Source organism: Streptomyces sp. NPDC006733, from assembly GCF_040636125.1.
Taxonomy (GTDB): domain Bacteria; phylum Actinomycetota; class Actinomycetes; order Streptomycetales; family Streptomycetaceae; genus Actinacidiphila.
Genome location: NZ_JBEYJD010000089.1, coordinates 1 through 19,567, shown reverse-complemented (window position 1 = coordinate 19,567; position 19,567 = coordinate 1). Strand labels below are relative to the sequence as shown.

Below are 19,567 nucleotides of genomic sequence, written 5' to 3'. Positions count from 1 at the left end.
TCAACCCACCACCTTGCGCATACCTCATGAAAACGGCATACCGCGAGGATCAAGACCTGTCACCACCACCGACATCACAAGTAGAAGGTCAGTAGTCCTGGCCGCGCGGGGCCGGGACCGGTGCCTCCGGCGTCTTCGCGTCCGGGGCGACCGGCGGCTCCGGGGCCGGGGGGCGGACGTCGTCGCCGGTCTGGGGGCCGGACGGGTCCGCGGGACGGGCGCGGGTGCGGTTGGCGCGGCGGGTCGCGTCGTCGGCGCTGTTCTGGGCGCCGAGCGAGCCGAAGTAGAAGCCGGCGACGGTGGCGAGCACCGTCATCAGGGACGTGACGATGGTCTTGCGCAGGTCGCCCGAGTCCGCGCCCGAGGAGAGCATCGCGACGGCCAGGGCGAAGCTGACGAGGGCGAGGATCAGCACGGCGATGATGCTGCGCGTCAGACCGCGGATGCCGCGCGGTTCGCGCATGTCGCGCAGCAGTTCGCGGACCTCGCTGTTGGTGGCCGCCTGGCTCATCAGCTCGTCGGTGAGCTGCCGGCGCCACGCGGTGGCCTGGCGGACGTCGATGATCAGGGGCAGCACCGCGATCACGGCGATCACGATGACGACCACCGCGATGAGGACGAACGCCCACGGCCCCTTGAGGCCCGGGATCGGTTCCGCCGCGAGCGTCCCCGCGTCCGCCACTGCTCTCATCCGCATACCCGTCGCCCCCATACGCACCGTGACCGGACTCGTACCCCTGGTTCCCGGTGGGGGATGATCCCAGCGCCCGACATCGGTCGTCAAGCGGGAAGCGGGGAGCGGGAGTTGCCGTCCGGTGCCTGGTGCGCGGCGAAGTAGGCCGTCAGATCGGCGGCGGGCGGCAGCACGGTGCGCGGCGTGCCGCCGTCGCGCAGCGACGCGGTCGCCTGGGCTCCGGCGGCGACCGCCATGCGGGCGGCGACGGGCGAGGTGTCGGTGGGGCCGCCCTCGCGGGCGAAGCGCAGGAACTCGTCGATGAGGAGCGGGTCGGCGCCCCCGTGCGAGGCGTTGTCCTCACGATCGGGCACGGTGTGCACGGCGTCGGCCTCCGGGCGGTGCTCGGAGCGGCGCGCGTTCCAGACCTTCACGACAGCCCCCGGCCCGTCGCCGAAGTTCTCCAGCCGCCCGGCGTCGCCGATGACGGTGTAGTTGCGCCAGTAGTCGGGGGTGAAGTGGCACTGCTGGTACGCGGCGAGCACGCCGTTGTCGAGGCGCAGGTTGACGAGGGAGACGTCCTCGACGTCGATCACGGGATTGAGGTCGCGCTGGGCGCGCGGCGGCCAGTTGCCGTCGTCCAGCCAGCCGGCGGCCTTGGGCGCGCCGGGGGGCCGCCGGTCGGCGTCCAGCGCGCCGTAGACCATGAGGTCGCCCAGCGCCTGCACCTGGCGGGTGTAGCCGCCGGCGAGCCAGTGCAGGACGTCGAGGTCGTGCGCGGCCTTCTGCAGGAGCAGGCCGGTGGTGCAGCGGCGCTCGGCGTGCCAGTCCTTGAAGTAGTAGTCGCCGCCGTGGCCGACGAAGTGGCGCACCCAGACGGTCTTCACCTCCCCGATGTCCCCGCGGGTGATGAGGTCGCGCATGAGCCGGACGACGGGCATGTGGCGCATGTTGTGGCCGACGTACAGGCGGGTGCCCGTCTCGTACGCCGTCCGCAGGATCTCGTCGCAGCGCTCGACGGTGATGTCCAGCGGCTTCTCGACGAGGACGGGCTTTCCGGCGCGCAGCGCCTCGCAGGCGAGGTCGGCGTGGGTGTGGTCGGGCGTGAGGACCAGCACGGCGTCGATGGCGGCCGAGGCGAGGATCGTGCGGTGGTCGTCCGTCACGAGGGCGCCCGGGAAGCGGGCGGCCGCCCCGGCCCGGACGGCCGGATCGAGGTCCGCGACCGCGGTGACGCGCGCTCCCGCGCCCGGCCGGTGCGCGGTGACGGCGAGGCTGCCGCGCAGACCCAGCCCGATGACGCCGATGCGGAGGTCGGCCGGTCCTGCGTCGGTCATGGGCGGGCCCCTTTCGAAATAACGCTTGGCCGCAATCTAGTAACCGCTTACTATCGCGGTCAACACCTCACCCCGGAGCTGATGTGACCTTGCCACCCTTCCTCACGCTGCCCCCCACCGACCGCGTGCGGTCACCCCGCACCGGCTGGACCCGCGCGCACTGGGAGGCGGTGGCGGACCGGATGCTCGACGGGCTGCTGCCGTACGCGTCCCCCGGCTTCGCCCAGTACCGGCTGCCGGGACGCAACAGCTGGTCAGGGGTGGTGTCCGACGGGCTGGAGGGATACGCGCGCTCCTTCCTGCTGGCGGCGTTCCGGATCGCGGGGGCGGGCGGCGACGTGGACCCGCGGCTCATCGAGCGGTACGCCGCCGGGCTGGCGGCCGGGACCGACCCCGGCAGCGGTGAGGCGTGGCCCGCGCTGACCGACTGCTCGCAGCAGATGGTCGAGGCGGCGTCGGTGGCGATCGCGCTGCACGAGACGCGGCCGTGGATCTGGGACCGGCTCGACGAGCGGGTCCAGGCACGGGTGGTCGACTGGTTCTCCGGGTTCGTCGGGCACCGCACCCACGACAACAACTGGCGGCTGTTCCAGGTGGTGTCCGAGCAGTTCCTGGCGTCCGTGGGCGCGCCGTTCAGCCAGTCCGACATCGACGGCGGCCTCGACCGCATCGAGGACTGGTACGTCGGCGACGGCTGGTACAGCGACGGGGACGGCCGCAACTTCGACTACTACATCGGCTGGGCGATGCACCTGTACCCGCTGCTGTGGGCGCGGATGGCGGGCGAACCGGACGGCGAGCGCGCCACGGTCTACAAGGAGCGGCTGTCCCAGTTCCTGGCCACCTACCCGCACTTCTTCGGCGCCGACGGCGCCCCCGTCCACCAGGGACGTTCCCTGACGTACCGCTTCGCCGCCGTCGCCCCCGTGTGGATGGGCGCGCTCACCGGCGCGACGCCGCTCGGGCCGGGCGTGACACGGCGGCTCGCCTCCGGAGTGCTGCGGCACTTCGTGGAGCGCGGGGTTCCGGACGAGCGCGGGCTGCTGTCGCTCGGCTGGCACGAGCCGTTCCTCCCGACCACCCAGGGGTACTCGGGCCCCGGCTCCCCGTACTGGGCGAGCAAGGGCTTCCTCGGGCTGCTGCTGCCCGCCGACCACGCCGTGTGGACCGAGCGGGAAGCCGCGCTGCCGGTCGAGGAGGCCGACCAGTACACGGCGCTGCCCGCGCCCGGCTGGCTGCTGCACGGCACGAAGCACGACGGAATCGTCCGGCTGGTCAACCACGGCAGCGACCACTACGGCTTCGAACCGTCCGGCGGCGCGGACGACCCGCACTACTCCCAGCTCGGCTACACCACCCACACCGCGCCCAACGCCGCCCCGCACGCCTGGCAGCACCGCGTCGACAGCCATCTGGCCCTGGTCGGCCCCGACGGCACCCCCTCGCGGCGCGGCCGCATCCACCCGCTCACGGCGACCGGCAGGACCGCCTCCTCCTGGCACGCCGTCACCTTCCCGACGGCGGCGGAGGTCGAGCCCGCCGGCTACCGGATCGAGACGGCGAGCCTTCTGCACGGGCCGTGGGAGGTGCGCGTGCACCGCGTCGAGGCCCCGGCCGGAGTGACGGTCCGGGAGGGCGGCTACGCCGTCGCGGGCGCGGAGCCGCCGCGCGGTGAGAGCGGCCCGGGGTGGGCGCTGGCCCGTACCGCGCAGGGGCTGTCCAGCGCGCTGGTCGGCCTCTACGGCTGGGACGAGGCCGGCGACGGTTCCGGATCCGTGCACCGCGAGGTGGAGGCGAACGCGTTCGGCCCGCACTCGGCCACCCCGTGCCTGAGTTCCGGGCCGCACCCCGGCGGCACCAGCGTCCACGTCACGCTCGTCGCCCTCGTGGGCGACACCGTCCATCCGCGGGCCCTGCGCGAAGCGATCACGGCCACCGTTGTCGACGACGGCGCCGACAGCCGCGCCACCGTGCGCCTCTCCTTCCCGGACGGAACGGTGCTCACGGTCTGACGTCCGCCGGCCCGCGCCGGGCGTCGCTCCGCGATTTCACGATCAGGTTCCGCACCGCCGGTCGAGCGGGCAGGCTTGCCCTGTGCCCTCGATCGGCGGGCCGCCCCCGGGGACCCGCACCCCGAAGTCCGGTGTCGTCCAGATGAGGAGCAACCCCCATGCACGAGGCGCGGCGTCCCGCGGCCGTCCCCTACTACGAGGACCCCTCCCCCGGCCACGGCGCACTGCCGCCGCGCGCCTGGTGGAGCACGTCGGACGCGCGGTACGTGAGCCTGAACGGCGCGTGGCGGTTCCGGCTGGCGCAGACCGCCGACGCGCACGACGACGCCTTCGCCAGTCCGGAGTTCGACGCCAGCCGCTGGGACCTGCTGCCGGTCCCCGCGCACTGGCCGCTGCAGGGCCACGGCTCCCCCGCGTACACCAACGTCGTCTACCCGTTCCCCGTCGACCCGCCGCGCGTTCCGACCGAGAACCCGACGGGTGACCACCGGCGCGCCTTCGACCTGCCGGACGACTGGCCGGGCGGGGCGGCGCTGCTGCGCTTCGACGGTGTGGAGTCGTGCGCGCGGGTGTGGCTCAACGGGGCGGAGCTGGGCACGTTCCAGGGCAGCCGGCTGCCGGTGGAGTTCGAGGTGGGCGAGCTGCTGCGGCCGCGTGGGAACGTGCTGGCGGTGCGTGTCCACCAGTGGTCGTCCGGCAGCTACCTGGAGGACCAGGACATGTGGTGGCTCCCGGGGATCTTCCGGGAGGTGACGCTGATCGAGCGGCCCGAGGGGTCGGTCGCGGACTTCTTCGTGCACGCCGACTACGACCATGTCACCGGCGCCGGAACGCTGCGCGTCGACTGCGCGCCCGCCGGGAGCGTCAGCGTCCCGGAGCTGGGGCTCGACCTGGCGACCGGGGAGAGCGTGACGGTGCCCGTCGAGCCGTGGTCCGCCGAGGTACCGCGCCTCTACGACGCCGAGCTGGCCACGGAGGGCGAGCGGATACCGCTGCGGATCGGCTTCCGCACGGTGAGCGTCGAGGACGGTGTGCTCAAGGTCAACGGGCGGCGGATCCTGCTGCGGGGCGTCAACCGGCACGAGTTCCACCCCGATCACGGCCGGGTGCTCGACCTGGAGACGATGCGGCAGGACCTGCTGCTGATGAAGCGGCACAACATCAACGCCGTCCGCACCAGCCACTATCCGCCCCACCCGGCCTTCCTCGACCTCTGCGACGAGTTGGGGATGTGGACCGTCGACGAGTGCGATCTGGAGACCCACGGGTTCGAGGTGATCGGCTGGCGCGGCAACCCCGTCGACGACGAGCGCTGGACGCCCGCGCTGCTGGACCGGGCCGCGCGCATGGTCGAGCGCGACAAGAACCATCCGTCGGTCGTGATGTGGTCGCTCGGCAACGAGTGCGGGACCGGCCGGGGGCTGTCGGCGATGGCGTCGTGGATCCGCGACCGCGACCCGGACCGTCCGATCCACTACGAGGGCGATCCCACCTGCGCGGACACCGACGTGTACTCGCGGATGTACGCCGACCACGCCGAGGTCGCGCTCATCGGGCGGCGCGAGGAACCGCCGCTGCCCCAGGCCGCGGCGGACGCGAAGCGGCGCGCCCTGCCGTTCATCCTGTGCGAGTACGCGCACGCCATGGGCAACGGTCCCGGCGGGCTGAGCGAGTACCAGCGGCTCTTCGAGACGTACGAGCGCTGCCAGGGCGGCTTCGTCTGGGAGTGGATCGACCACGGGCTGCGGCAGCGCACCGACTCCGGGGTGGAGTTCTACGCCTACGGCGGCGACTTCGGCGAGGAGCTGCACGACGGCAACTTCGTCTGCGACGGCCTGGTCTTCCCCGACCGGACGCCGTCGCCGGGTCTGATCGAGTACAAGAAGGTCATCGAGCCGGTCAGGATCGACGGGAGCGGCGGCGCGGACGGCACCGGCGGCACGAGCGGTACCGGCGGCGCGGGCGGCACCGTACGGATCACCAACGGGTACGACTTCGCCGACCTGTCGTCGCTGTCGTTCCGCTGGACGTACGAGGTGGAGGGCGAGGCCGTCGAGCACGGCGATCTGGAGGTCCCGGCCCTGGCGGCCGGCGCCTGCGTCGACGTGGAGCTTCCCCCGGAGCCGGACGGCCCGGCCGGTGAGGCCTGGTGGACGGTGCGGGCGACGCTCGCCGACGACACGGCCTGGGCACCGGCCGGACACGAGGTGGCCTGGGGGCAGTTCGCGGCGCCCGGGCGCGCTGCCGCCCCGGCCGCAGCCGGGGCGCCGAGGGCGCCGCGCCGCGCCGAGGGCGGCGTCGTGCTGCTCGGGCCCGGCACGTTCGACGCCGTCACCGGCGCACTCAGGTACCTGGGCCGCTTCGAGGTCGCCGGGCCGCCGCGGCTGGACGTGTGGCGCGCGCCGACCGACAACGACGCGGGGTCCGGGCGGCATCCCGACCTCCAACTGGACCGGCGGTGGCGGGAGGCCGGTCTGCACCGGATGCGGCACCGCCTCGACGGCGTCGAGATCGGCGCCGACGCGCTGACCGTCACCACCCGGGTCGCACCCGCGGCCGGGGACCTCGGCCTGCGGACCGTCTACGCCTGGACCGCGACCGGGGGGCGGCTGCGGCTGACGGTGGACGTCACCCCCGAGGGCGACTGGGACGTTCCGCTGCCGCGGATCGGGCTGCGGCTCGGGGTGTGCGGCAGCCTCGACAGCGTCGAGTGGTTCGGCGGCGGCCCCGGCGAGGCGTACCCCGACTCCCGGGCCGCGTCCCGGATCGGGCGGTACACGAGCACGGTCGACGCGCTGCAGACGCCGTACGTCAGGCCGCAGGAGAACGGCGCACGGGCCGACGTCCGCTGGGCGCGGCTGCGGCGCGAGGACGGTCAGGGGCTGCTCATCTCCGGCGACCCGGAGTTCTGGTTCACCGCCCGGCGCTGGACCGGGGAGCGGCTCGACGCGGCCGGGCACACCCACGACCTGGCGCCGTCCAGCACGATCTGGGTCAATCTGGACCACGGCCAGCAGGGCATCGGCAGCGGATCCTGCGGGCCCGGGGCACTGCCGCAGTACTGGCTGAACGCCGCCCCGATGACCTTTTCCCTCACGTTCGGCCCCTTGGAGACCTCATGATCCGGCCCTACCGCCCCACAGACCTGCCGGCCCTGTACGACATCTGCATCCGCACCGGCCAGGAGGGCGGCGACGCGCGGCCGTTCTACGCCGACCACGAACTGCTGGGGACGCTCTTCGCGGCGCCGTACGCGTGGCTGGAGCCGGAGCTGACCTTCGTGGTGGACGACGGGCACGGCAACGCCGTCGGCTACATCCTGGGGACGGCCGACACCCCGACCTTCGTGAAGCGGTTCCGCAGCGAGTGGCTGCCGGCGGTGGCCGGCCGCTACCCGCCGTTCCTCGGCCCGGTGCCGACCACCACGCACGAGATCATGGTGGACCTGCTGCACCGGCCGGAGCGGATGCTCGTGCCGGAGGTGGCGCCGTACCCGGCGCACCTGCACATCGACGTGCTCCCCGACCACCAGGGCGCGGGCCACGGGCGGGCGCTGATGGAGACGTTCCTCGGGGCGCTGGCCGGCGCGGGCGTCCGGTCGGTCCATCTGGGGATGGTCACGGCGAACGTCCGCGCCCGGCTCTTCTACGACCGCCTGGGCTTCCACGAGATCGCGGTGGCGGACCCGGGGCCGCTCACCTACCTGGGGCGCGCCACCTCGTAGTCCTCCGCACCGTCGGCGCCGTCGGTACCGTCGCCGGCCGCCGCGTCCTCGGAGTCGGGACCGGCCTCGGAGTCGGGAGCGGCCTCGGCCGCGGCCGGGTACTGCGGCCAGCCGCCCGGCGGCGGCACGGCGACCGTGCGCCACCACCAGTCGTCGGCGCGGTCGGCCGAGGGCTCGAAGGGCGCTCCGGGGCGCGGGGTCGCGATCTTCGCGCCCAGCTCCCGCGCCGCGGCCAGGGTGCCTTCGGCCGGGTCGGCCCACGGGTGCGGGGCGAGGTTGAACGTGCCCCAGTGGATCGGCAGCATCGCGCCGCGGGGCGTGCCGCCGGACAGGTCGACGTGCGCCCGCATGCCCTCCGCGGGGGTCATGTGGATGTCCGGCCAGAACTCGCTGTAGGCGCCGATCTGGATCATCGTCGCGTCGAACGGGCCGTGCTGCTTGCCGATCTCGGCGAAGCCGGGGAAGTACCCGGTGTCGCCGCTGTGGTAGATCCGGTGGTCGCCGTCGGTGACCACCCAGGACGCCCACAGGGTCTGCTGGCGCCCGCGCAGGCCGCGGCCGCAGAAGTGCCGGGCCGGGGTCGCGGTCAGCGTCAGGCCGCCCACCTCGGTCGACTCGTTCCAGTCCAGCTCGTGCAGGCGCGCGGGGTCGATGCCCCAGTGCTCCAGGTGGGCGCCGACGCCGAGCGGAACGGCGAAGACGGTGTCGGTGCCGACCAGCGCCCGGATCGTGGGCATGTCGAGGTGGTCGTAGTGGTCGTGCGAGATGACCACCACGTCCACCGTGCCGAGCGTCTTCAGCGGGACCGGCACCGGGTGCACCCGCTTCGGCCCGGCGAAGGCGAACGGCGAGCAGCGGTCGCCCCAGACCGGGTCGAAGAGCACCCGGCGGCCGCCGATCTCGGCCAGCACCGTCGAGTGGCCCATCCAGGTCAGCCGCAGGCCGGACGACGGCGGTGCCGCCAGGTCGGCGAGCGTCGTCGGGTGGACCGGCACCGGGGCGACGGGGCGGCGCCTTGCCCGGGCGTCCTTGCGCATGTTGCCGGGCAGCGCCTTGAGCATGCCCCCGCTGGGCACGGAGCGGGCGCCCACCGGGTTCTGGAAGACGCCGTCGGCGTAGTTGGGTGACGCGAGAATCCGCTCCAGTCGCGCGCCGACGGGGTCGGCGCCGAAAGCGTCAGGTCGCAGTGCGGTGAGACGGGAACCGGTCACGGCACCTCCAGCAGGGGGGCGGTCAGTCGATGTCACCCTGCCAATTCTGCCCTGCCGCCCGCGCTTACCGAAGCGACGGCCCCCCGGCGGCGACCACGCGTCGGGGATCAGCCGTTCGCCGCGGTCAGGACGGCTGCCCCGCCGGGGCGTAGCTCAGCGCGAGGTGGTCCTGCACCGGCCGGTACCCCAGGCGCCGGTACAGGGCGTTGCTGGTGGGGTTGGCGAGGTCGGTGAAGAGCAGCACCTCGGCCGTGCCGGCCGCGCGCGCGGCCCGGCTGACCGCGGCGGTCACCGCGCCCGCGTAGCCGCGGCCCCGGTGGGCGGGCGGGGTGTAGACGGCGAGGACGCGGACCATGCCCGCGAGCGCGCGGGTGTTGCCGGCCATCGAGACGGGCACGCCGTCGACCTCCCACAGCGTGAGGCCGCCGTAGCCGATCCGGTCGTCGACGAACGTGCCCGCGTTCGGGCTGTGCTCCCCGATCTCCCGGGCGAACGCCTCGTGCCACTCCACCAGCAGCTCCCGGTCGGCCGCCCGGGCGGCCCTGGCCCGGCCGGCCGGCGCGGGCTCCTGCGGGGTCAGGTCCCCGAGCCGGAACAGCCGGATGCTCTTGTCGAAGCGGGCCGCCACTCCGGTGCGCGCTCGCCAGGCCTCGGCGAACGCCTCGGCCGTGCCGCGCTCCGCCCTGAGGCCGGAGGGCGGGCGGTCCGCCGCGCCCCAGACGTCGACGAGTTCGGCGACGGCCCCGGGCGGCGCCCGGGTCAGGAGCGGCGGCAGGGGCGGGGTCTCCAGGAAGGCGGCGGCGACGGCGCCTCCGGTCTCCTGCCACCAGCCGAAGACCGGCGGTGTGTCGCCGTAGGCGTCGAGGCCCTTGTGGCGCAGCCCCTCCGCGACGCTGATCAGTACGGTGTTCTCCACCGCGCGTGCCCGCAGGAAACCGCTCGCCGCGTTCAGGAACGCTTCGAGGTCCCGGGTCGTGTTCCAGCCCATGGCGCATCCTGACGCGCGCGCCGCCGCGCGCGCACCACGTTTTCCGCCGCGCCCATGTCGTGGCCGGGCGGTGGGCCGGTGGTGCCGACCGGTCCTGCCGGGTGGTGGCAGATCTTGCGATATGGACAGCGAACGTGCAGGTCAGAGGCGTTCGTCTCGGCTCGTTGGTGGCGCAACACTACGGCAACACCACTTCGCTCCGACCGTCGGTAGGGTCCCGGGGAACGCGGCGCACCGGCCCGCGGCCACCCGACCGAAGCGACATCCCAGACCGGAGAGCCCGATGCCCGCCGAGCGCCCCCGTGAGCACACCGCACCGGTGGCCGCCGCGCGCCGCCGCCGGCTGCGCGCGGACCAGGCGCGGCAGCTGGCCGACCTGCTGCGGCGGCAGGTGCTCCTGCGGGGGTTCCCGGCCGGGCTGCTGCCGCACGAGGACGCGCTCGGCGCCGACTACGGCGTCTCCCGCAACACCGTCCGCCAGGCGCTCGACCTGCTGCGCGCCGAGCAGCTGGTGGAGCGGGTGCCGGGCGTCGGCACCGTCGTGGTCGGCGCCAAGTACCCGCACGGCCTGGACCGGCTGATGGGGCTGGCGGAGACGCTGCACGAGCACGGGCGCGTCACCAACGAGGTGCGCACCATGGCGCCGGTCCCGGCCCCCGCGCCGGTCGCGGAACGGCTGGGCCTGGACGGCCCGGACACCGACGTGCTCTACATCGAGCGGCTGCGGCGGCTCGACGGGCTGCCGCTCTCGCTCGACCTGACCTACGTCCCGATGGACGTCGGCATCGAGCTGCTCAGCGCCGACCTGGAGAACACCGACATCTTCCGGCTGCTCGAAGAGATCACCGGCCAGCCGCTGGGCGCCGCCGAGATCACCCTGGAGGCCGTCAACGCCGACGCGCACTCCGCCGCCGTGCTCCAGTCCCCGCGCGGCGCCGCCGTGCTGATGCTGGAACGGCTCACCCACCTGTCCGACGGCCGCCCGGTGGACCTGGAGTTCATCCGGTTCCGCGGCGACCGCATCACCATGCGCGGAGCGCTGCACCGGTCCGTCTGACCGTCCGCACGCGCGCCGCCGTCCTTCCCCCGCAGGTCCTACGAGGAGACAGCCATGCCTGTCGTACCCCAGCGCGCCGACGTACCGGTGACGATCGACGAGTCCCGGTGCATCGACGGCTGCACGCTCTGTGTCGACATGTGCCCGCTCGATTCGCTGGCCATCAACCCCGACACCAACAAGGCCTTCATGCACGTCGACGAGTGCTGGTACTGCGGCCCCTGCGCGGCCCGCTGCCCCACGGACGCCGTCACCGTCAACATGCCCTACCTGCTGCGATGAAAGGTCCCGCGATGACGAGGAGAGACACGGCGCCGGCCGGGCCGGCGCGGCGCGGGCGCGGGCGCACCGGGGTGGTGGCGGTGGCCGCCGCCGGGCTGCTGCTGCCGCTGGCGGGCTGCGGCGGGGACGCGGGCGCGGACGGCGGCAGGACGGTCACCGTCCACGTCGGGTACCAGTCGAAGACGATCAACACGGTGACGGCGGGGACGCTGCTGCGTTCGCTGGGGTACTTCGAGCGCGCGCTGGGTGAGCTGGGCAAGCGCGACGGTGTGACGTACAAGGTCGACTGGCAGGACTACGCGACCGGTGCGCCGATCACCGCGCAGATGATGGCGCGCAAGGTCGACATCGGCTCGATGGGCGACTACCCACTGCTGATCAACGCGGCGCGCGGCCGGCAGATGAAGGCGCCGACCAAGCTGGTCTCCGTCACCGGGTACAACCTGCGCGGCGGCCTCAACATGGTCGTCACCAGGCCGGACTCGACGCTGTCCTCGCTGGCGGACCTGCGCGGGAAGAAGGTCTCGACGAGCGTCGGGTCCGCCGCCGACGGCACGCTCGTCCGGGCGCTGCAGAAGGTCGGCGTCGACGCGGAGAAGGATCTGCACAAGCTCAACCAGCAGCCCGCGGTGGGCGCGTCGTCCCTGCAGTCCGGAGGCGCCGACGCGCTGTCGCAGTTCGTCGCCTGGCCGGGCCTGCTGGTCTTCCAGGGCAAGGCGAAGCCGCTGTACGACGGCGCGGCGCTGGACGTGCCGACGCTGCACGGCGTGACGGTGCGCGCGGCCTTCGCCGACCAGCGGCCCGCCGTCGTCGACGCGTTCCTGACCGCGCAGCTCCAGGCCACCGGGTACCTGCACCAGCACCCGCTGGACGCCGCGCAGCAGGTCGCGAAGGCGACCGGGCTGCCGCCCGAGGTCGTGTACCTCTACAACGGGGCCGGCGGCATCGCCGCCTTCGACCCGACGCTCAAGCCGCAGCTGCTGAACGCGCTGCGGCAGGACGTGCCGGTGCTGACCTCCGCCAAGCTCGTCGACTCGGTCGACGTGGACGCCTTCACCGACGACCGCTACCTGAAGCGGGTCTACGGCGCCGGGTACGCGAAGGCGCTGGCGTCCACGGCCAACCCGGCGCCGGTCACCGGCACCGACCCGGTGTGCGGGGGCAGGGCGGCCGATCCGGCGACCGCGAGCGAGAGCTGGCGCTCGGGCGAGGACCGGACGACGGCGTTCACCACGCCGAGCTGCCTGCTGCGGTACGTCAGGCAGCACCCGGGTGCGGTGCGGGTCGGCTACGTGCCCGACGCGCTGACCGGCACCCGCTGGTTCGCCGACTCCTCGGTATGGGTGCGGGACCCGGCGGCCGCGCCCAGCGCCCGCTTCCAGCCGTTCACCACGCCCGCCAACGCCCGCGAGTGGATCGCGCGCCACCCCGGTGCCCGGGTCGTCGGCTACGACGCCGCGCTGCGGGAGTCGCCGTGACGACGTCCACCGGGAGTGCGGCGACGCGTTTCGGACGGCTGCCGTGGGGCCGCTACGGCGTGCGCGCCGCCTCCCTGGCCGCGTTCCTCGGACTGTGGCAGCTGCTCACCGACCGGCGGGTGAGCCTGTGGGTGCACTTCGAGCAGTTGCCGACGGTCGTCCAGGTCGGCCGGGAGTTCGGCACCCGCCTGACGGGCGGCCCGTACTGGCAGGACCTGTACGACAGCCTGGTGCGGATCGTCACCGGCTTCGCGCTGGCCGCCGTGCTGGGCGTGGCGGTCGGCACGGCGATCGCCCGCTCGCGGGTCGCCCGCGACCTCCTCGGCCCGGTGCTGGAGGTGCTGCGGCCGATCCCGGCGATCGCGCTGGTGCCCGTCGCGATCCTGCTGTTCCCTACCAACGAGCAGGGCATCGTCTTCATCACCTTCGCCGCCGCGTTCTTCCCGATCATGGTCAGCACCCGGCACGCGGTGCGGGCGCTGACCCCGGTGTGGGAGGAGGCCGTGCTCACCATGGGCGGCAGCCGGTGGCGGGTGCTCGCGCAGGTGGTGCTCCCGGGGGCGCTGCCGGGCATCCTCGGCGGCCTGTCGGTGGGCATCGGGGTGTCGTGGATCTGCGTGATCTCCGCCGAGATGATCTCCGGCGAGTACGGGGTCGGCTACCGCACCTGGCAGGACTACACGATCGTGGACTACCCGGGCGTGCTGGTCGGCATGGCCACCATCGGCGTCCTGGGGTGGATCACCTCCGCCGCCGTCGAACTGCTCGGGCGGCGCGTGACGCGCTGGCTGCCGCGGACGGAGTCCGGTGACCGCGACCGGGCGGGCTACCGGGCCGGGTACCGGGCTGCGCGTGGGGCCGCGGTGCGCAGGACGGGTGGCGCCGCGCCCGCGCCCGCGGCGGTGACCGAGCACGAACCCGAACGCGCACCCGGAACCGAGAGCGGGAAGGTGCACCAGTGACCGGCACCCGCACCACCTCCATCGGCGCCGCCTCGCCGGCCGCACCGGCCGTCCAGGCGCCGCCCGGTGTCCGGCTGACCCTCGACGACGCCGCCATCGGCCGCTCCGGCAGGCCCGTCCTGGCCGGGCTCGACCTGGACATCGCGCCGGGCGAACTGCTCACGGTCGTCGGCCCGTCCGGCTGCGGCAAGTCCACGCTGCTGCGCACCCTCGCCGGGCTGCTGCCCACGCTGGACGGGCGGGCGGCGCAGGACGGCGTGCCGATCGGCCGGCCCGGCGCCGACCGGGCGCTGGTCTTCCAGGAGGACGGCCTGCTGCCCTGGCGGACGGTCCGCCGCAACGTCGAACTGCCGCTCGCGATCCGGCGGGTGGGCCGCGCCGAGCGCCGTGCCCGGGCGGCCGACTGGCTCGGGCGCGTCGGGCTCACCGGCCGCGAGCAGGAACTGCCGCACCGGCTCTCCGGCGGCCAGCGGCAGCGCGTGCAGCTGGCCCGCGCCCTGGCGGGCGAGCCGCGGGCGCTGCTGATGGACGAACCGTTCGGCGCGCTGGACGCGCAGACCCGGGCCGGGATGCAGCAGTTGCTCACCGAGGTGCTGCGCTCGTCGCGCGCCACCGTCGTCTTCGTGACGCACGACGTGGACGAGGCGGTGTTCCTCGGCGACCGGGTCGCCCTGCTCGGGACCGGCCCCGGGCGCGCGGTACGGCTCCTGGACGTCCCGCACCCGCGCGAACGCGCCGCCCACGGCGAGCCGGGGACCGTCGCGCTGCGGCGCGAGGTCCTGCAGTCCCTCGGCGGCTGACCCGCCCGCACGACACCCGCACCCGCTCCTTGCTCCCCTCTCCCGAACCGGCATGTGAAAGGCCCCCGATGGACATCCCCGCACTCCGCGACGCCGAGGAACTCCGCTGCGACGTCCTCGTCATCGGCGGCGGCACGGCCGGCACCATGGCGGCTCTGACCGCCGCAGAGAACGGCGCGTCCGTGCTGCTCCTGGAGAAGGCGCACGTCCGGCACTCGGGCGCGCTGGCGATGGGCATGGACGGCGTCAACAACGCCGTCATCCCGGGCAGCGCGGAGCCCGACGACTACGTCGCCGAGATCACCCGTGCCAACGACGGCATCGTCAACCAGATCACCGTCCGCCAGACCGCCACCCTGGGCTTCGCCATGGTGCAGCGGCTGGAGCGCTACGGCGTGAAGTTCGAGAAGGACGAGCACGGCGAGTACGCGGTCCGGCAGGTGCACCGGTCGGGGAAGTACGTGCTGCCGATGCCGGAGGGCAAGGACGTCAAGAAGGTCCTGTACCGGGTGCTGCGCAAGCGCGAGATGCGCGAGCGGATCCGGATCGAGAACCGCGTCATGCCGGTGCGGGTGCTGACGTCCGGCGGGCGGGCGGTCGGGGCCGCCGGGTTCAACACCCGCACCGGGCAGTTCGTGACGGTCAGGGCCGGCGCGGTCATCCTGGCGACGGGCGCCTGCGGCCGGCTCGGCCTGCCGGCCAGCGGCTACCTGTACGGCACCTACGAGAACCCCACCAACGCGGGCGACGGCCACGCCATGGCGTACCACGCGGGCGCGGAGCTCAGCGGCATCGAGTGCTTCCAGATCAACCCGCTGATCAAGGACTACAACGGGCCGGCCTGCGCCTACGTCGCCAATCCGTTCGGCGGCTACCAGGTCAACCGGCACGGTGAGCGCTTCGTCGACTCCGACTACTGGTCGGGCCAGATGATGTCCGAGTTCGCCCGCGAGGTCGCCTCGGAGCGCGGGCCGGTCTACCTCAAGCTCAGCCATCTGCCCGAGGAGTCCGTGGCCGCGCTGGAGACGATCCTGCACACCACGGAACGTCCGACGCGCGGCACCTTCCACGCCGGGCGCGGCCACGACTACCGCACCCACGACGTGGAGATGCACATCTCGGAGATCGGGCTGTGCGGCGGCCACTCCGCCTCCGGGGTGTGGGTCGACGAGCACGCCCGCACCACCGTCCCCGGCCTGTACGCAGCCGGCGACCTGGCCTGCGTGCCGCACAACTACATGATCGGGGCGTTCGTCTACGGCGATCTGGCCGGCGCCGACGCCGCCACCGCCCACGAGGTCTTCGAGGGCGAGCTGCCCGCCGACCAGCTGCGCGACGCGCACGAGCTCGTCTACCGTCCGCTGCGCCACCCGGAGGGCCCGCCGCAGCCTCAGGTCGAGTACAAGCTGCGCCGGTTCGTCAACGACTACGTCGCCCCGCCCAAGAGCGGCGCGCGGCTGTCGCTCGCGGTGGAGACGTTCCAGCGGATGCGCGGCGACATCGAGTCCATGGGGGCGCGCACCCCGCACGAGCTGATGCGCTGCGCGGAGGTGTCGTTCATCCGCGACTGCGCGGAGATGGCGGCCCGCTCCTCGCTGGCGCGCACCGAGAGCCGCTGGGGGCTGTACCACGAGCGCACCGACCACCCCGTGCGCGACGACGCCGACTGGCTGCACCACCTCAACCTGCGCAAGGGCGCGCGCGGCGAGATGGAGTTCCTGACCCGGCCGGTCGCCCCGTACCTGGTGCCGGTGGACAGTTTCGCGCCGGACGGCGACCGGTCGGTGCGGGTGATCGGCGAGGTGCACCCGGAGCAGGTGGCCACGGCGGGGCCGCGCGACGTGGCACCGGTCGGCTCGGGAGCCGAACTCTTCCGGCCCGCCGGGACCGTCCCGGTCGCCCCGGCGGCCGGCGGCGGGTCGCCGCGGATCCTGGACCTGCTGGCGCTGGCCGAGGCGCAGCCCGGCCTGTCCGATATCGCGCCGTACCTGGCGGACCCCGACCCCGCGGTGCGGCGCACGGCCGTCACCACGCTGACCGAGACGTCGCCGGACGGCACGGGACCCGCGCTGGCCCGTGCGCTGGCCGACCCCGACGCGGGGGTGCGGGAGGCGGCGGCCGCGTCGCTGCTGGAGCTGGTCGAGGTGCTGCCGGGCGACGAGCCGCTGCGCACGCCCCTGGTGGGCGCGCTGGGCGTGGACGACCCGCGGGCCAGGGCGGCCGCCCTGTACGTGCTGCGGACGCTGCGGCTGGGCGACGCCGCGCTGTTCGGCGGGACGCTGGACGACCCGGACATCGAGGTGCGGATCGAGACCGTCCGCGCCCTGCTGTCGGTCGACGCCGTCGACGTCCTGGCGCGGGCCGCCGCCGACCCGTCCCGCGAGGTGCGGGTCGCGGTGGCCAAGGGGCTGGGGACGGTCGACGGCGGGCTGCCCGCGCTGAAGGGGCTGATCCAGGACGGGGACGTGCTGGTGCGGGCCGCCGCGCTGGAGGCGCTGGCGGGCGCGGGCTGCCCGCCGCCGCTGGACTCCGCGGCGGCGGCCGCCCTCGACGACCCGGCCTGGCAGGTCCGGCGGGGCGCCGCCGCCGGGCTGGGTGCCGCCGATCCCCAGCTCGCGCTGCCCGCCCTGCTGGCGGCCGTCCGCGACCCGCACGCCGACGTGCGCAAGGCCGTCGTCCTCGCGCTGCTGCCGCACGGCGGCGCGCCGGGGCCGGTCCGCGAGGCGCTGGCCGCCGCCGCGGACGACACCGACGCCGACGTGCGCGCCTACGCCCGGCGGGCCCTTGAACCGGCGGCCGGCTGAGCGGGGACCGCCGGGGGCCGGCCCTGTGCCGCCCCCCGGCGGACCGGTCAGCCCTGCGCCAGCCCCCGGCGCACCAGCAGCGGCTCGATCCGCGGGTCGCGGCCGCGGAAGGTGCGGTAGGTGGTGAGCGCGTCCACGCTGCCGCCCTTGGAGAGCAGTTCACGCCGGAACGTGTCGCCGTTGGCCCGGCGCATGCCGCCGTTCTCCTCGAACCAGTCGACGGTGTCCGCGTCCAGGACCTCGCTCCAGATGTAGGAGTAGTAGCCCGCGCTGTAGCCGTTCGAGAAGATGTGGGAGAAGTAGCCGGTGCGGTAGCGCGGCGGGATGGCGGGGACGGCGATCCCGGCCGTCTTGAGGGCGGCGGCCTCGAAGGCCTGGGCGTCGCCCGGCTCGGTGCCGGCCCCGATGGTGTGCCAGGCCCAGTCGAGCAGGGCGGCGCCGAGGTACTCGACGGTCCGGAAGCCCTGGCCGAACGTGTCGGCCGCCGCCATCCGCTCGACGAGCTCGGCGGGCATCGGCTCGCCGGTCTCGTGGTGCCTGGCGTAGTTGGCCAGCACCTCGGGCCGCAGCGCCCACATCTCGTTGACCTGGGACGGGTACTCGACGAAGTCCCGCGGCACGGCGGTCCCGGAGAAGAACGGGTAGCGCACGTCGGAGAACAGCCCGTGCAGCGCGTGCCCGAACTCGTGGAAGAGCGTGTTGACCTCGGAGAAGGTCAGCAGCGCCGGCTCGCCGGGGGCGGGCTTGGCGATATTGAGGTTGTTCACCACGACCGGGCGGGTGCCGAGCAGTCCCGACTGGCCCACCAGCGCGTTCATCCAGGCCCCGCCGCGCTTGGAGCCGCGGGCGAAGAGGTCGGCGAGGTACAGGCCCAGCGGGGTGCCGTCCTCCTCGAACACCTCGAAGACCCGCACGTCGGGGTGGTAGCCGACGAGGTCGGTGCGCTCGGTGAACCGCAGCCCGTAGACCTGCCCGGCGGCGAAGAACACGCCGTCGTGCAGCACCCGGTCCGCCTCGAAGTAGGGGCGCATGACGGCGGCGTCGAAGTCGTACCGCTCCTTGCGCACCTGCTGCGAGCGGTAGGCCCAGTCCCAGGCCTCGATGGCGCCGGTGTCGCTGACCTCGGCCAGGGCGGCGGCCTCCCGCTCCGCCATGGCGACGGCCGGCGGGACGAGCCGGTGCAGCATGCCGGTGACGGCCTCGGTGGTCCGCGCCGTCTGGTCGGCGACGACGTAGGCGGCGTGGCTGTCGTATCCGAGCAGCGCGGCCCGCTCGGCACGGAGCTTGGCCATCCGCACGACCAGCTCGCCGTTGCTGGCGACACCGCGGTTCAAGGAGCGCTCCAGGAGCCGCTCGCGCACCGCGCGGTTGTCGAGGGAGGCGAGCTCCGACTGGTTGGAGAAGTTCTTGAGGCTGATGACGTACTTGCCGTCGTAGCCGCGGGCCCGGCCGTTCTCGGCGGCGGCGGAGACGGCGTCCGGCGAGAGCCCGGCGAGGTCCTCCGGGCCGTCCAGCACCAGGGCGGCGGCCCGGGTGTCGTCGAAGACGTTCTGCTGGAAGGAGGTGGCGGCGGTGGCCAGCTCGGCGTTCAGCTCGCGCAGCCGCTGCTGGTCCGCGGGCGAGAGCTGGGCGCCGGCCCGCAGGAAGGTGGTGTGGTAGCGCTCCAGCAGCCGCAACGACTCCGCGTCCAGAGCGAGTTCCGCCCGGTCGGCGTAGAGCGCCGCGACCCGGGCGAACAGCCCGGCGTCGAGGTGGATCGCGTCGCTGTGCGCGGCCAGCCGCGGGTTGAGCTCCGCTTCCAGCTCCTGCACGGCCGGGTTGGTGTCGGCCGAGGACTGGTTGAAGAACACGTTCCTGACGCGCCGCAGTACGGCCCCGGACCGCTCCAGCGCCACGATGGTGTTCTCGAAGGTGGGCGGCTCCTGGCTGCCCGCCACCGCCGCGACCTCGGCCAGTTGCTCCGCGAGCCCGTGCTCGAACGCCGGCAGGTAGTGCTCGTCGCGTATCTCGGCGAACGGCGGCAGCTCGTACGGAAGCGGACTCGGGCTGAGGAATGGGTTCGTCGTCACCCGTCCGACCCTACGCCGCGGGCCTGCCCGCGCCGGCGAACGAGGGGGATCGTCCGGACACTCCTGTCCGGCACATCCCCGACGATTACCACTACAGCGGACGCACCTACCCCGTCCTGTACCTCTTCCACGGCGGCGGCACCGACCAGGACTTCATCACCTTCGACCGC

General features: G+C 74.0%; 14 protein-coding genes and 1 pseudogene. 10 read left to right on the top strand and 5 right to left on the bottom strand.

The features are described 5' to 3' along the window. Positions 1-88: 88 nt before the first annotated feature. Both ABZ721_RS39560 and ABZ721_RS39555 read right to left on the bottom strand, forming a co-directional pair. Positions 89-697, bottom strand: coding sequence for a hypothetical protein (locus tag ABZ721_RS39560; RefSeq protein WP_358793680.1), 609 nt, complete (start codon positions 695-697; stop codon positions 89-91). Between the two features lie 83 nt (positions 698-780). Continuing rightward, positions 781-2,010, bottom strand: coding sequence for a Gfo/Idh/MocA family oxidoreductase (locus ABZ721_RS39555; protein ID WP_358793679.1), 1,230 nt, complete (start codon positions 2,008-2,010; stop codon positions 781-783). Between the two features lie 83 nt (positions 2,011-2,093). Between ABZ721_RS39555 and ABZ721_RS39550 the strand changes: the two genes are divergently transcribed. The 3 genes from ABZ721_RS39550 to ABZ721_RS39540 all read left to right on the top strand — a co-directional run bounded on the left by ABZ721_RS39550 (position 2,094) and on the right by ABZ721_RS39540 (position 7,746). Continuing rightward, positions 2,094-4,022, top strand: a complete 1,929-nt coding sequence (locus ABZ721_RS39550; RefSeq protein ID WP_358793678.1) for a DUF2264 domain-containing protein — start codon at positions 2,094-2,096, stop codon at positions 4,020-4,022. Between the two features lie 158 nt (positions 4,023-4,180). Continuing rightward, positions 4,181-7,144, top strand: a complete 2,964-nt coding sequence (locus ABZ721_RS39545) for a glycoside hydrolase family 2 TIM barrel-domain containing protein (protein ID WP_358793677.1) — start codon at positions 4,181-4,183, stop codon at positions 7,142-7,144. Further along, positions 7,141-7,746 (top strand): GNAT family N-acetyltransferase, encoded by a 606-nt coding sequence (locus ABZ721_RS39540; protein WP_358793676.1) that lies wholly within the window; start codon positions 7,141-7,143, stop codon positions 7,744-7,746. Before ABZ721_RS39545 ends, ABZ721_RS39540 begins: the two co-directional genes overlap by 4 nt. On the opposite strand, the gene ABZ721_RS39535 is transcribed toward ABZ721_RS39540, so the two are convergent. Continuing rightward, positions 7,722-8,957, bottom strand: a complete 1,236-nt coding sequence (locus ABZ721_RS39535; protein WP_358793675.1) for an MBL fold metallo-hydrolase — start codon at positions 8,955-8,957, stop codon at positions 7,722-7,724. The genes ABZ721_RS39540 and ABZ721_RS39535 overlap by 25 nt on opposite strands. A 124-nt stretch (positions 8,958-9,081) precedes the next feature. After that, positions 9,082-9,945, bottom strand: coding sequence for a GNAT family N-acetyltransferase (locus tag ABZ721_RS39530; protein ID WP_358793674.1), 864 nt, complete (start codon positions 9,943-9,945; stop codon positions 9,082-9,084). Positions 9,946-10,228: 283 nt separating this feature from the next. On the opposite strand from ABZ721_RS39530, the gene ABZ721_RS39525 reads away from it, so the two are divergent. The 6 genes from ABZ721_RS39525 (at position 10,229) to ABZ721_RS39500 (ending at position 17,328) form a co-directional block, all read left to right on the top strand. Beyond that, positions 10,229-11,002: a GntR family transcriptional regulator gene (locus ABZ721_RS39525; RefSeq protein WP_358793673.1), complete on the top strand. Its 774-nt coding sequence runs from the start codon at positions 10,229-10,231 to the stop codon at positions 11,000-11,002. A gap of 54 nt (positions 11,003-11,056) precedes the next feature. Continuing rightward, positions 11,057-11,284 (top strand): ferredoxin family protein, encoded by a 228-nt coding sequence (locus ABZ721_RS39520; RefSeq protein WP_250978538.1) that lies wholly within the window; start codon positions 11,057-11,059, stop codon positions 11,282-11,284. An 11-nt stretch (positions 11,285-11,295) separates the two neighbouring features. Continuing rightward, on the top strand, positions 11,296-12,762 hold the full coding sequence (locus ABZ721_RS39515) for an ABC transporter substrate-binding protein (protein ID WP_358793672.1): 1,467 nt from the start codon (positions 11,296-11,298) through the stop codon (positions 12,760-12,762). Between the two features lie 38 nt (positions 12,763-12,800). Further along, positions 12,801-13,724 carry an ABC transporter permease gene (locus tag ABZ721_RS39510; RefSeq protein ID WP_358793682.1) on the top strand — a complete coding sequence of 308 codons (924 nt, stop codon included), beginning with the start codon at positions 12,801-12,803 and terminating at the stop codon, positions 13,722-13,724. Positions 13,725-13,744: 20 nt separating this feature from the next. Next, entirely contained in the window at positions 13,745-14,524 is a 780-nt protein-coding gene (locus ABZ721_RS39505; RefSeq protein WP_358793681.1) for an ABC transporter ATP-binding protein, read from the top strand. Positions 14,525-14,592: 68 nt separating this feature from the next. Further along, positions 14,593-17,328 carry a fumarate reductase/succinate dehydrogenase flavoprotein subunit gene (locus tag ABZ721_RS39500; protein WP_358793671.1) on the top strand — a complete coding sequence of 912 codons (2,736 nt, stop codon included), beginning with the start codon at positions 14,593-14,595 and terminating at the stop codon, positions 17,326-17,328. Between the two features lie 47 nt (positions 17,329-17,375). On the opposite strand, the gene ABZ721_RS39495 is transcribed toward ABZ721_RS39500, so the two are convergent. Beyond that, the gene (locus ABZ721_RS39495) at positions 17,376-19,397 is read right to left on the bottom strand and encodes a M3 family metallopeptidase (protein ID WP_358793670.1); all 2,022 of its coding nucleotides are present in this window, start codon (positions 19,395-19,397) and stop codon (positions 17,376-17,378) included. Between the two features lie 74 nt (positions 19,398-19,471). On the opposite strand from ABZ721_RS39495, the pseudogene ABZ721_RS39490 reads away from it, so the two are divergent. Further along, positions 19,472-19,567: pseudogene (locus tag ABZ721_RS39490) on the top strand (esterase); the annotation flags it as partial.